This window comes from Streptomyces sp. NPDC020299, assembly GCF_044387825.1.
In the GTDB taxonomy this organism is placed as follows: Bacteria; Actinomycetota; Actinomycetes; order Streptomycetales; family Streptomycetaceae; genus Streptomyces.
The window spans coordinates 58357-71391 of the sequence record NZ_JBIRWL010000023.1 but is presented as its reverse complement, the minus strand read 5'-3'; the positions used below and the strand labels follow the sequence as shown (position 1 = coordinate 71391).

8 protein-coding genes and 1 tRNA gene are annotated in these 13035 nt (G+C 70.8%); 6 read left to right on the top strand and 3 right to left on the bottom strand.

Annotated elements, in window-relative coordinates:
- Positions 1-50: 50 nt before the first annotated feature.
- A complete protein-coding gene (locus ACH45E_RS39525) occupies positions 51-734 on the top strand; it encodes a GntR family transcriptional regulator (RefSeq protein WP_361448888.1) in 684 nt (227 codons plus the stop codon).
- Positions 735-749: 15 nt separating this feature from the next.
- Here ACH45E_RS39525 and ACH45E_RS39520 read toward each other — a convergent pair whose 3' ends face one another.
- Complete coding sequence (locus tag ACH45E_RS39520; protein WP_361448885.1) at positions 750-1922, bottom strand: low temperature requirement protein A; 1173 nt, start codon at positions 1920-1922, stop codon at positions 750-752.
- 291 nt (positions 1923-2213) lie between these two features.
- Between ACH45E_RS39520 and ACH45E_RS39515 the strand changes: the two genes are divergently transcribed.
- Together ACH45E_RS39515 and ACH45E_RS39510 are read left to right on the top strand one after the other, a co-directional pair.
- Positions 2214-3773, top strand: coding sequence for an aldehyde dehydrogenase family protein (locus ACH45E_RS39515; RefSeq protein ID WP_361448882.1), 1560 nt, complete (start codon positions 2214-2216; stop codon positions 3771-3773).
- Positions 3774-4028: 255 nt separating this feature from the next.
- Positions 4029-4113, top strand: a tRNA-Leu gene (locus tag ACH45E_RS39510).
- A 101-nt stretch (positions 4114-4214) separates the two neighbouring features.
- Here the strand turns inward: ACH45E_RS39510 and ACH45E_RS39505 are convergent.
- Entirely contained in the window at positions 4215-5471 is a 1257-nt protein-coding gene (locus ACH45E_RS39505; RefSeq protein ID WP_361448879.1) for an MFS transporter, read from the bottom strand.
- Between the two features lie 966 nt (positions 5472-6437).
- On the opposite strand from ACH45E_RS39505, the gene ACH45E_RS39500 reads away from it, so the two are divergent.
- A complete protein-coding gene (locus tag ACH45E_RS39500; protein ID WP_361448876.1) occupies positions 6438-8591 on the top strand; it encodes an elongation factor G in 2154 nt (717 codons plus the stop codon).
- 112 nt (positions 8592-8703) lie between these two features.
- On the opposite strand, the gene ACH45E_RS39495 is transcribed toward ACH45E_RS39500, so the two are convergent.
- Positions 8704-10509, bottom strand: coding sequence for a coagulation factor 5/8 type domain-containing protein (locus tag ACH45E_RS39495; protein ID WP_361448873.1), 1806 nt, complete (start codon positions 10507-10509; stop codon positions 8704-8706).
- A 211-nt stretch (positions 10510-10720) separates the two neighbouring features.
- Here ACH45E_RS39495 and ACH45E_RS39490 point away from each other — a divergent pair, with 211 nt between their 5' ends.
- Both ACH45E_RS39490 and ACH45E_RS39485 read left to right on the top strand, forming a co-directional pair.
- On the top strand, positions 10721-12037 hold the full coding sequence (locus ACH45E_RS39490) for a sugar ABC transporter substrate-binding protein (protein WP_361448870.1): 1317 nt from the start codon (positions 10721-10723) through the stop codon (positions 12035-12037).
- 5 nt (positions 12038-12042) lie between these two features.
- Positions 12043-13032, top strand: a complete 990-nt coding sequence (locus ACH45E_RS39485; protein WP_361448867.1) for a sugar ABC transporter permease — start codon at positions 12043-12045, stop codon at positions 13030-13032.
- Positions 13033-13035 lie beyond the last annotated feature (3 nt).

Here is a 13035-nt window from a genome sequence, read left to right as displayed (position 1 = left end):
CACGCGCACACCGTCCACGGCGGACGGGGTGCCGAGAAGGGGGACCCGCGATGTTGTCGACCGGACTGCCGCAGGGGGCAGTGCCCAGACTCGAACGGCCCGGACCGCTGCGCGACCGCGTCTACGAGGCGCTGCTCGAACTCATCACCACCCGCGCGCTGCAGCCCGGCCAGCACCTGGTGGAGAGCGAACTCGCCGGGCACCTCGGGGTGTCCCGGCAGCCGGTGCGCGAGGCGCTGCAGCGGCTGAACACCGAGGGGTGGGTCGATCTGCGGCCCGCCCAGGGCGCGTTCGTGCACGAGCCGACCGAGGAAGAGGCCGACCAGCTCCTGACGGTCCGCACGCTCATGGAGACCGAGGCGGCCCGGCTCGCCGCCGTGCACGCGGACGACGACGGCATCGACGCCCTGGAGGAACTGCTGATCCGGGGAATGTCGGCCGTCGCCAACCACCCTGACGACATCGCCACCGCGGTGGCCCTGAACGCCGCTTTCCACGCCAAGATCATGGATTTGTCGGGTAACGCGGTCCTCGCCGAGCTGGGCCGGCAGGTCGAGCGCCGGGTGCGCTGGTTCTACACGCCGGTGGCGCGTTCCCGGGGCAAGCAGTCCTGGGAGGAGCACCAGCATCTGCTCGCCGCCATCACCGGCCACGACGAGGAGCGCGCCGCCCAGTTGATGCGCGAGCACACCGAGCACACCCGGCGGTCGTACCACGCGCGCGACAACTCCTGACGGAGGCCGGGGGTTTCAGGCGCGCGCCACGTCCAGGGCACGCCTTCGAGTCGTACACCAGCGGGCCTCCACCGCCAGCATCGCCACCAACACCGTGACCAGGGCGATGAGTTCGACGGCCGCGGACCAGCGGACGCCGAGGAGCGCGGCCGCGAGGGCGACCGGTGCGGCGACCGCGCGGTGCCGCACCGGAAGCAGCCGCATCGCCCTCCTGAACGCCACATCACCGACGAGGAACAGCGCGACCCCGCCGGCCAGCGCCAGCGCCGGGCCGGTGGCGAGCTCCTCGGTGAGATGCCCGAGCGTCTTCTTCACCCCGGCGGCGAGATACGCGATGCCCAGCAGCATCGGCAGGAAGGCGTAGTAGTAGGCGTTCATGGCCATCCGCCAGCGCTGCGGCGGTGGCGTCGCCCGGAACGCGGCCTCGGCGCTCTCCTCGTCGCGCACGAAGTACGTCCACCACAGGGCGACGGCGAGCGCGAGCGCCAGGAACGCACCGCCGAACAGGCCGGGTGTGAGCGGCAGATCACCGATGCCGGAGCCGATGGAGATCACCGACTCGCCGAACGCGACGATCAGCAGCAGTCCGTGCCGCTCCACGAAGTGGGCCGGGTCCAGGGTGCCGAGCTGGACCCGCAGGGTCGCGGCCGTGCGCCCGTCCCGGCGGCCGGGGCCGTGCTCGGCCACGAACGGGGTCACGAACTGCAGCAGCAGCGCCAGCATCCACAGGCCGTCCGCCGGCAGGCCGTCGACCAGACCGGCGGCGGTGACCGAGAGGGCGGCCAGCGCGTTCGGCACGCCGTACCAGATCGAGTCGCGGCCGTGGCTGCGCGTGTACAGCGCCGTGTGCACGATCACGACGAGCAGGAAGCCGAGCCCGAACACCACGCCGGTGTCGTCGAAGACCCGTGGGATCGCCAGAGCGCACACCAGGAACGCGGCCATGCCGAGCATCAGCAGCAGACGCCGGGACGGGCGGTCGGGCGGCACCTGGTTGGTGAGGTAGGCGTAGGCGCCGTACATCCAGAACAGCACCACGAAGATCAGCGCCACGCGGCCCGCCGTCGCGAACGACAGGTCGGCGGCGAGCAGCACCGTCAGCTGGGTGAGTGTGAAGACGAAGACCAGGTCGAAGAAGAGTTCCAGGGTGGTGACCCGGCGCCCGGGTTCCTCCGTCGTGGTGTCCATTCGGTGTTCCCCCTCCGGTGATGGCTGAGCCGATCGTAGAGGGGCGCCGCGGGCCGGCCTGCCTCACCCGGGACGGCGGTGCGGGCCAACTGCCCTGATCCGATGCCGTGTTGATCAGCCTGCGGCCCGCAGTCGAACGGCTGTCGCCGCCCGGGGCGGCACCCTCCCCGGCTGTTCAGCGCCCGACGACGTACGACACCCCCGCCCGAGTCCGCGTCGAATCGGGCTCAGGTGCCGAGGACGACCCTGGCCACACCCCGCCCCGAGCCTGCACCGAGAGCGGAGCTACCCATGGCATCCATCCCGACCACGAACCGCCCCCTCATCCTGAAACCGGGCACGTCCTGGAACGACGCCTGGCAGCGAAGCCTCTCCGTCGCTCCCGAGGCCTTCCGCGACGACCGTGTCCTCAACCTCTTCGGCGGCGCCTGGCAGCCGGACGGGCGGGCGCTGCCCGCGACCACGCCGGTCGACGGCAGCCCCATCGCCGGCGCGCCGCGCCTGGACCGGGACACCGCACACCAGGCCGTACGCGCCTCACTCGACCAGCACCGCGCCTGGCGGCACGTCCCCCTCGCCGAACGCCGGGCCCGGATCGCGGCCACCCTGGACGCGCTGACCGAGCACCGTGACCTGCTCGCCCTGCTGCTCGTCTGGGAGATCGGCAAGCCCTGGCGGCTGGCGCGGGCGGACGTCGACCGGGCCATCGACGGCGTGCGCTGGTACGTCGACGGCATCGAGCCGATGACCGACGGCCGCACCCCGCTGGACGGCCCCGTGTCCAACATCGCCAGCTGGAACTATCCGATGAGCGTGCTCGTTCACGCCATGCTGGTCCAGGCCCTGGCGGGCAACGCGGTCATCGCCAAGACCCCCACCGACGGCGGTGTCGCCTGCCTCACCCTGGCCTCGGCACTGGCCGCCCGCGAGGGCGTTCCCGTCACCCTCGTCAGCGGCAGCGGCGGCGAGCTGTCCCAGGCGCTGGTGCGGGCGCCCGAGATCGGATGCGTCTCCTTCGTCGGCGGGCGCGACACCGGTGCCGCGGTGGCCACGGCCGTCGCCGACCTCGGCAAGCGGCACGTCCTTGAACAGGAAGGACTCAACACCTGGGGCATCTGGAACTTCTCCGACTGGGACGCGCTCACCGCGGTCGTCCCCAAGCTCTTCGACTACGGCAAGCAGCGCTGCACCGCCTACCCCCGCTTCGTCGTCCAGCGTGCGCTGTTCGACGAGTTCCTCGCCGCCTACCTCCCGGCGGTCCGTACGATCAGGGTCGGCCACCCGCTGGCCGTCGAGGACCCGGGCGACGCCCTGCCCGAGCTGGACTTCGGTCCGGTGATCAACGCCGCCAAGGCCAAGGAGCTCACGGACCAGGTCAGCGAGGCCGTCGACCGGGGCGCCGTCCCGCTGCACCGGGGCCGGCTCGCCGACGCCCGCTTCCTTCCCGGTCAGGACACCTCCGCGTACGTACAGCCGGTCACCCTGCTCAATCCGCCGCCGTCGTCCCCGCTGCACCACGCGGAGCCGTTCGGCCCGGTCGACACGATCGTCCTGGTGGACACGGAGGCCGAGCTCCTGGCCGCGATGAACGCCTCCAACGGCGCCCTGGTGGCCACGCTCGCCACGGACGACCGCGCGACCTACGACCGGCTGGCGCCGCAGATCCGGGCGTTCAAGGTCGGCCACGGCAAGCCGCGCTCGCGCGGTGACCGCGACGAGCTCTTCGGCGGCTTCGGCGCGTCCTGGCGCGGCGCCTTCGTCGGCGGCGAGCTCCTGGTGCGCGCGGTCACGCAGGGCCCGGCCGGGGAACGGCTGCCCGGGAACTTCCCGGACTACCAGCTCCTGCCGTGACGCTCCCATTGCTCCCACTGCTCCCACTGTTCCCACTGCTCCCACTGCTCCCGCTGTGACGGACGGCCGCGTGGCACCCTGCGCCACCGGAGAGTGAGACGGTGTTCACCCGTTGTGCAGGTGCGGGACCATGGGGGCGCCGGCCCCCGTGGTCCTGCCCACACGGTGGATATGCAGGTGAAACGCACTCCGAAACCTTGGTATTGTTGTCCCTGTCGCCACGGGGAAGACCCCCGGCAAGGCGGCGGACACCTCGTCCGGGTGGCGGAATGGCAGACGCGCTAGCTTGAGGTGCTAGTGCCCTTTATCGGGCGTGGGGGTTCAAGTCCCCCCTCGGACACTTCTTCATGGAAGGGTGTCGACCGGTCGACGGTCGGCACCCTTCCGCGTTGCCCGAATCCCGCGTCGGCCCGCAGGCTGGGTCCTTCTGCCCGGGACCTCTCAGCCCGAGGCCTCGCTGATCCCGGCCGGGGACTTGGCGAGGAACGACTGCCCGCGGCGGCCCAGGCCGATCAGCGCCCACAGGGAGAAGGCCAGTGGGACGGCACCGGAGAAGATCACCTGGCCGCGGCTGGAGACGAGAGCGTTCGGGGTGCCCAGGACGAAGCCCAGGCCGATGCAGATCCGCGACAGCGCCTGGTAGCAGGCCCACGCGCTGCCGTGTACTGCTGCCGGCACCTGACTGTGTACGGCATTTCGTAGACCGACATTGCATACACCATTGCCGAACCCGCCCAGCAGGAACAGTGGGAAGATCACCGCGGCCACCGGCAGCAGCCCGACGGACAGCAACGCGACGGAGATGCCGAGCACTCCGCCCAGGATGAGCGCGGTGTGCCGCGCCGACCAGCCCGCGCGACCGGCCAGGAGCGCACCGGGGATGCTGCCCAGCGCCCAGGTGGCCAGGAAGAACCCGAAGAGGGTTTCGTTGCCGTCGGCCACGTCCCGCAGATAGAAGACGCCGGCGACCCCTTCGACGCTGGTGGCCAGCATCGCCGCGGCGAGCGTGGGCAGCAGCATGCCCACCACCGGGGCGTCGCGCAGGGCGTGGTAGCCGTCCGAGAGCTTCGCGGAGGGCCGGCGACCGAGCGCCACGTCCGTACGGCGCGGGACGGCCAGCGCCGTGCACCCGGCGAGTACCAGGAACGACACGGCGTCGGCACCGAGCAGGAACGCGGTTCCCCGCGCGGAGTGCAGGAAGCCGGCCAGCGGCGGGCCGATCAGCCCGGCCGTCGACAGCCCCGCGGTGAGCAGGCTGTTGGCCCGCCCGGTGTGCTCGCCACCCGCGACCACCGGCAGCATCTTGAAGCCGGCCGTCACCGACGCCACGCCGGCCAGCCCTGACAGCGCGATCAGCCCCACCCGCAGGTGAAAGCCGTCCACTGCGGCGGCGGCACCGAGGGACAGCGCCTGGACGGCCAGCGCCGACAGGCACACCGACCGGGCGCTGAGCCGGTCCACCAGTGCCCCGACGAGGGGAGCGGCCAGGACGGTGGGGATCAGCTCGGCGAGGAAGACCTCGGTGACGCCCCAGCGGATGCCGTGGTCCGCCGCGTCCAGCACCATTCCGAGGGAGGCGAGGGAGTCGCCCACACGTGAGAAGAGCGTTCCCGCTATCAGCACCAGAGCGGGGGCCGGGATCGTCAGACCGCGGCGCAGTGTGGTGAACCTCGTCTTCCGCGTTTTGTGCGTGTCCAATCGAGTCCAATCCATCTGCTTGCCGTGATCACTTCAAGGCTGCTGCGGAACAGATTAGGTCTGCTCCAGGAGCGGGAGGGCGTCCACCGGCCACCCCCCGGACCCCGCCCGGGAGATGGCGAAGGCGCCCCGGTCCGGACGCCGGTATCCCGGCTTCTCGGCCATCTCCGGTAGTGGGCGTCAATGAGCACTCGGCGTACCGGTACCGCGGAATGCCCGGCTTCGACGGCCGTCCCGGCTGCCCGTCCGCGGGCCGCCGCGGCGCAACTGCCGTGTGCCGGGGGTGTGATCACCGCCATTCCGGCCGGTGGGCCGGTTCTCCGGTCACGGCCCACCGGTGTTCTGTCAGCGACACGCGACCATCGCTTTTCGGACAACCACGGGTGCGCAGGGACGGTCCCCGCGCACAGCACCCGGGACGCCGGTCCCGGCGTGGCAACGCGCCCTCGCCGCACAGAAGTTGGCCGATGCCCGTCGGACGAATGTCCGGAAAATGTCGGGCCGGCGGAACGAATTCCCGGAAGAGCGCGGAGGAATGGTGCCGAACGGGAATCTCCGCCCCTTCTCCGCCTGTTCGGGAGCTTCGGCAATACCGGGCGCCGAAGAAAATTCCGTGCCCCGACACGGTCGTCCTCCCTACACTCATGATGCGTCGAGCGCCGCCACCACAGGACGGTGCGCCGTTCGTGACCAGCCGACGAGTGAGGGGAGCCGTGCCGTGTGTGACCACGCCGCCGTCGCCGTTCCCCGTTCCCGGTACGAGGTGATCCTCGTGTCCTCGTCCGCCCGGTGCCCGCAGCGCGGCCGGCACCGGAACCCCGCGGCACACCGCTGACGTATTCCGCATTCGCATGCCACATCCGTCGCTTCGGTGTCCACCGGCGACGCCCAGTTGACGGTCGATCAGCTTTTGTCTGCCCGGGAATCGCGCCGCCCATTCCGCATCCACGCGAAAGGCATCGGGCCATGCGCACCGCACCCCGTCCGCACTCCACCAATTCGTCGGCCGCCGTCCGCAATCTGGGCATCCTCGCCCACGTCGACGCCGGCAAGACCACCGTCACCGAACGGATCCTGTATGCGACCGGCATCACACACCGGCGCGGCGAGGTTCATGACGGCACGACCATCACCGACTTCGACCCTCAGGAACGCGACCGCGGCATCACCATCTTCGCTGCCGCGGTGAGCTGCGCCTGGGACGGCCACCGCATCAACCTGATCGACACGCCGGGCCATGTCGACTTCGCCGACGAGGTCGAGCGCTCGCTGCGTGTGCTCGACGGCGCGGTCGCGGTGTTCGACGCCGTCGCGGGGGTCGAGCCGCAGAGCGAGTCCGTGTGGCGGCAGGCAGACCGGCACGGCGTACCGCGTATCGCGTTCGTCAACAAGATGGACCGGGCGGGTGCCGACCTCGACGCCGCCGTGGCGTCGATCCGGGAACGTCTGCACCCGGCGCCGCTCGTCGTGCAGTGGCCGATCGGTGCGGAGGACGCGTTCACCGGGGTGGTCGACCTGGTGCGCATGCGTGCGCTGGTCTGGGCCGACGGCGGTGACATGGTCGAGGAGGCGCCGGTGCCCGAGGCGTTGGGGGAGGAGGCGTGGCGGCGGCGCCGGGCGCTGGAGGAGGCCGTGGCCGAACTGCATCCGGCGGCGATGGAGGAATTCTGTATGCAGCCGACCGTCGACGTGTCGACGGCATCCGTGTCGATTGCATCCACCGCGCCGCCGATCGTATACACACCTCCGCCGACTGTATCCACGCCCACCCTCATCACCGCCCTGCGCGACCTGACCCGCACCGGAGAGGGCCTCGTCGTGCTCTGCGGCTCGGCCTACCGCAACCGCGGCACCGAGCCGCTCCTCGACGCGGTGGTGGCCTACCTGCCGTCCCCGCTGGACGTCCCACCCGTACGCGGGACGCACGACGGAGCCGAGCAGTTCCGCCCCGCCGACGCGGGGGCACCGTTCGCCGCGCTGGTGTTCAAGGTGAACGCGACCGCCACCGGCCGGCTGACGTATGTCCGTGTCTACTCGGGCACGATCGAGAAGGGAGGCACCGTGTGGGATCCGGGCACGCGGCGTACCGAGCGGGTCGCGCGGATCCTGCGGGTGACGGCCGACCGGCACGCCCAGCTGGACCGGGCGGTCGCCGGGGACATCGTCGCCGTGGTGGGGCTGAAGTCCGCCCGGGCCGGTTCCACCTTGTGCGATCCGGCCGCTCCGCTCGTCCTGGAGCCGCCGTCGGTCGCCGACCCGGTGGTGTCGGTGGCGGTCGAGGCCCGTCGCGGCTGCGACACCGGCCGGCTGGCGTCGGCGCTGGCGCGACTGGCCGAGGAGGACCCGTCGCTGGTGGTGCGGACGGATCCCGAGACCGGCCAGACGGTGCTGTCGGGCATGGGTGAACTGCACCTGGAGATCGCGGTGGAGAAGATCCGCCGCGATTCGGGGCCGGACGTCACCGTCGGCCGTCCGAGGGTGACGTACCGGGAGACCGTGGTCCGCGGGGTGTCGCAGCTGGTGCTCCGGCACGTCAAACAGGACGGCGGGGCAGGGCAGTTCGCCCATGTCGTGCTGGACGTCGAGCCGTTCGCGCCCGAACCCGGGGGCACCGGCTTCGAGTTCCGTTCGGCCGTGGTCGGCGGCCGGGTGCCGCAGGAGTACGTGCGCGCGGTGGAGGCCGGCTGCCGGGACGCCCTGACCGAGGGACCGCTCGGCGGTCACCCGGTGACCGGGCTCAGGGTGACGCTGACCGACGGGTCGACGCATGTGAAGGACTCCTCGGACATGGCGTTCCGCACGGCGGGCCGGCTCGGGCTGCGCGAGGCGCTGCGGGTGTGCGCGATGGCGCTGCTGGAGCCGGTCGCCGAGGTCACGGTCACCGTGCCCGAGGCCGCCGTCGGCGGTGTGCTCGGCGACCTGGCGGCTCGGCGCGGCCGGGTCACGGGTTCCGAGTCGCGCGGCGGCGCGGCGGTGCTCACCGCCACCGTGCCGCTGGCAGAACTGTTCGGCTACGCGACCCGGTTGCGCAGCCGGACGCAGGGCCGGGGCACCTTCACGGCCCGGCCCACCGGTTACGCACCGGCCCCGGCGGCGACCGCGGCGGCTCCGGCGCGCTAGCAGGACGGCCCCTGCCCGGCGCCCCCTGCGGCCCTGCCGAACCGTGTGGGCGGGTCGCGTCACGTCCCCCGAAGGCGTGGCGCGACCCGCCCGGGGCCGCCGTCGCGGCCCGTCAGGGGTACGACACCACCGTGGACGGCGTCGTCGACGTGCCCTGCGTCGGTGACCCGGTGTCGTTGATCACGTGCTCGTACTGGCCGTTGCCGCCGAGCGAGACGACGAGCAGGTCGTGGAAGCGCACCCCCGGCCGGTTCGGGGCGGCGAAGCCGCTGTGCTGCACGATGGCCGGATCGACGTTGTAGTAGCAGTAGCTGCCCAGGCCCCAGCCCTCGTGCGTGGTGACGGCGTCGCCGACCTTGTAGGCGGCGTAGCCCTTCACGGGGCCGTTCTGGATGGCGGCCTGGTTCGGGGCGTCGTACGCCTTCTCGTTCTGGAAGAAGATCGTGCGGCCCCGCTGGCCGTTCCACTGGACGTCGTACTTGTTGAAGTGCTCGACGAACAGGCCCGTGCACAGCACGTCGTCGCCGCCCACGACCACTCCGTAGTCGGCGCGGTTGGTCTCCCAGCCGACGCCGGTGCCGTGGTCGGCGCGCCAGACCCAGGTGTGGTCGACGATGGTGTGGCGGCTGTTGATCACCATGCTGGTGGTGGCCCGGCCGGCGCCCGCGCCGCCGATGCGGACGAACACGTCCTGGACGGTGGTCGGGTTGGCCGAGTGGTCCCGGGTGGCGCCGTGGGGGCCGACTTCCAGCAGGGTGGCGGAGTTGACGGGGCCGGCGTCGACGAGGAGTCCGGCCAGGCGTACGCCGTCGACGTCGGCCGTCTTCAGGGCGGTGACTCCGTTGTCGGGGACCAGGGTCGCGTAACCCAGGCCCAGGACGACGGTGTTGGCGCGGTTCACCTGGATCGGCCGGTCGAGGTGGTAGATCCCCGGTGTCAGCAGCAGGTGAAGTCCTTGCGTGAGGGCCTGGTTGAGGGTCGCCGCGGTGACGCCGGGCTTGGCGACGTAGAACTGCGACAGCGGCAGGGACGTACCGCGGGGGGTGCCGTTGCCCCAGGTCACTCCGCGGGCGTTGGTGCGCTTCTCGGGCAGGAAGACGCGGAACTCGCTGCCGCTGACGTACAGGAACGGCTTCTCCCGGGAGACCGGGGTGGTCTCGAGCGTGGTGTACGGCGGGTTCGGGAAGCTCTGGGCGGGTGCGCCCTCGACGCCCGAGAACACCATGTTCCAGACGCCGTTGAGCCAGCTGCCGATCGCGCTGTCGCGGGTGTACCACTGCTGCTGCGAGTACGGTCCGACCTGGCCGTCGATGCGACTGTCCGCGATGTAGCCGCCGCTCGCCCAGCCGTAGCCGGTGGGCGAGAGGTTGAGGCCGCCGCGCACGTGCATGCGTCTGAAAGGCGCCGCCTGCGCGACCGCCCACCGGTTGGTGCCGTTCGCCGGGACCAGGGCGAGGTTCTCCGCCGAACGCCAGAAGTTCTGCGTCGCGTTGCCGTTGAACCAGCCCGCGTCGACCGTCACGTCGCCGTTGATGGTCGTGTCGTCGGGGGAGAGGCCGAGGCCGGCGATGGAGGTGTAGAAGCCGAGTTGGGCGTTGAGGCCCTGGTAGGTGCCGGGCTTGAACAGCAGGGCGTAGCGGCCGGTGCCGAACTGGGCGGACTCCTGCTGCCGGAACACCTCGTCCAGTCGTGCCTGGATGTTCGGCGTCGACGGGTCGAACACGAGGACGTTCGGGCCGAGGTCGCCGCCGCCAGGCAGCAGACGCGGCCTCTTCCCGGCCGGGGTCTTTGCGGCCGGGGTCTTGCCGATCGTCTGGGCGGCGGCGGACGCGGGGGCGGACAGACCGAGCACGGCGGCGGGGGCCGAGGCGGCCGCGGCGGCCAGCACGGCTCTGCGGCCGATGGCGGGCAGGGGCATGGGGCGGCTCTCCTGTTCAGGAAGTGAACGGGGTGGGGTTTGGGAGCGCTCTCTTGCCGGTGAATGCTTCAACTACCCGAACAGGCGCGTCAAGAGGCGGGGCCGGAGTTCCACAAGCGTTGCCGCACCCCTTGACGAGTGCTTCTCCTGAGGTTTAACTCACGTCCTAAATTAAGCCATGATTGCAATCCCCGAAGGGACACCGGGAGCCATGCGCAGCATCCGAGTCGCGGCCGTAGGGGCCGTCACCCTGTCTCTCGCCCTGGCCGCCACGGCCTGCGGAGGTGGTTCGTCGACGGGCGGCGGGTCCAACGACTCGCCGAAGACGCTGACGTACTGGGCGTCCAACCAGGGCGCCAGCATCGCGGTGGACAAGAAGGTCCTCCAGCCCGAACTCGACAAGTTCGAGAGGCAGACCGGGATCAAGGTGAAGCTGGAGGTCGTTCCCTGGTCCGACCTGCTCAACCGGATCCTCACCGCGACCACCTCCGGTCAGGGCCCCGACGTCCTGAACATCGGCAACACCTGGAGCGCCTCCCTTCAGGCCACCGGCGCGCTGCTGCCCTGGGACGCGAAGAACCTCGGCAAGATCGGCGGCAGGGACCGCTTCGTCGACTCGGCGCTCGGCTCGACCGGCGCCGCCGGCAAGGACCCGGCCGCCGTGCCGCTGTACTCGATGGCGTACGCGCTCTACTACAACAAGAAGATCTTCGCCGACGCCGGCATAGCCAAGCCCCCCGCCACCTGGGCCGAACTCGTCGCCGACGGCAAGAAGATCAACGCGAAGGGCAAGTCGGTCCTCGGCGCCGAGGGCGCGAACGTCTCGGAGAACATCCACCACGTCTTCGTCTTCGCCCAGCAGCACGGCGCCGACTTCTTCACCGCCGACGGCAAGCCCGACTTCACCGACGACGGCGTGGTCGCCGCGGTCCAGCAGTACGTCGGCCTCATGGCGAAGGACAAGGTCATCCCCACCGGCGACGCCGAGTACGCGCAGAACCAGTCCGTGAGCGACTTCGCCAAGGGTAAGCTGGCGATGCTGCTGTGGCAGTCCGCGTCCTCCAACCTCACGTCGCAGGGCATGAGCGAGGACCAGTACGGCATCGCACCCGTGCCCGTCCAGTCCGGCGCCCCCGGCTCCGGCGCCCAGGTCAACTCGATGGTCGCCGGCATCAACCTGGCCGTCTTCAAGAACACCGACAACCTCGACGGCGCCACGAAGTTCGTGAAGTTCATGACCGGTGACGCCGAGCAGAAGATCCTCAACACGGCCTACAGCACCATCCCGCCGGTCAAGTCCGCCCAGTCCGACGCCGCGTTCACCACTCCGTCGAACGCCGTCCTGAAGGACACCCTGGCCAAGAGCGCCGTCGCGCTGCCGCAGGTCGCGGACGAGTCGCAGTTCGAGACGGCGGTCGGTACGGCCGTGAAGGAACTGTTCGCCGACGCGGCCGCCGGACGCGCGGTCACCACCGACTCGGTCAGGGCCCAACTCGCCAAGGCCCAGCAGCAGATGCCCGCGAAGTGAGCACGATGACCACCACCGCTCTCCCGGAGAAGGCGCGGGGCGACTCACCCGGTGCGGAGGCACACGAACCCCGCCGCCGCACCGGGCGGATCCGCCGCACAGGGCTGCCGTACCTACTGCTCCTGCCCGCCCTGCTCCTCGAACTCCTCGTCCACCTCGTGCCGATGGTCATCGGCACCGTGATGAGCTTCAAGGAACTGACGCAGTTCTACATCCGCGACTGGGGCACCGCCCCCTGGTCCGGCTTCGGCAACTACCGCGTCTCGATGGACTTCGACGCCCCCGTGGGCGAGGCACTGCTGCACTCGTTCTTCGTCACCGTCGGCTTCACCCTGCTGTCGGTGGCGCTGTGCTGGCTGATCGGCACGGCCGCCGCGATCTTCATGCAGGACACCTTCCGCGGCCGCGGCCTGCTGCGCGCCCTGTTCCTGGTGCCGTACGCGCTGCCCGTCTACGCGGCCGTCATCACCTGGGTGTTCATGTTCCAGCACGACAACGGCCTGGTGAACCACGTCCTGCACGACCAGCTGCACCTCACCGGCAAGCCGTCCTTCTGGCTGATCGGCGACAACAGCTTCTACGCGCTGCTCGTCGTATCGGTGTGGAAGGGCTGGCCGTTCGCCTTCCTCATCGTCATGGCCGGACTCCAGAACATCCCGTCCGAGCTGTACGAGGCCGCCGCGCTGGACGGCGCCGGGAGGTGGCAGCAGATCCGCCGCATCACCCTGCCGTCGCTGCGCCCGGTCAACCAGGTGCTGGTCCTCGTCCTGTTCCTGTGGACGTTCAACGACTTCAACACACCGTACGTCCTGTTCGGCAAGGCCGCCCCCGAGGCCGCGGACCTCATCTCGGTGCACATCTACCAAGCCTCCTTCGTCACCTGGAACTTCGGTACCGGCTCGGCCATGTCCGTGCTGCTGCTGATGTTCCTGCTGGCCGTGACGGGTGTGTACCTGCTGCTCACCTCGCGTGGACGGGAGGCCGCCGATGTCTGACTC

What these genes read in the sequence shown, in the direction of transcription:
- ACH45E_RS39525 (WP_361448888.1), top strand. Translation starts at nt 51, where the DNA reads ATGTTGTCGACCGGACTGCCGCAGGGGGCAGTGCCCAGACTCGAACGG.
- ACH45E_RS39520 (WP_361448885.1), bottom strand. Translation starts at nt 1,922, where the DNA reads ATGGACACCACGACGGAGGAACCCGGGCGCCGGGTCACCACCCTGGAA.
- ACH45E_RS39515 (WP_361448882.1), top strand. Translation starts at nt 2,214, where the DNA reads ATGGCATCCATCCCGACCACGAACCGCCCCCTCATCCTGAAACCGGGC.
- ACH45E_RS39500 (WP_361448876.1), top strand. Translation starts at nt 6,438, where the DNA reads ATGCGCACCGCACCCCGTCCGCACTCCACCAATTCGTCGGCCGCCGTC.
- ACH45E_RS39495 (WP_361448873.1), bottom strand. Translation starts at nt 10,509, where the DNA reads ATGCCCCTGCCCGCCATCGGCCGCAGAGCCGTGCTGGCCGCCGCGGCC.
- ACH45E_RS39490 (WP_361448870.1), top strand. Translation starts at nt 10,721, where the DNA reads ATGCGCAGCATCCGAGTCGCGGCCGTAGGGGCCGTCACCCTGTCTCTC.
- ACH45E_RS39485 (WP_361448867.1), top strand. Translation starts at nt 12,043, where the DNA reads ATGACCACCACCGCTCTCCCGGAGAAGGCGCGGGGCGACTCACCCGGT.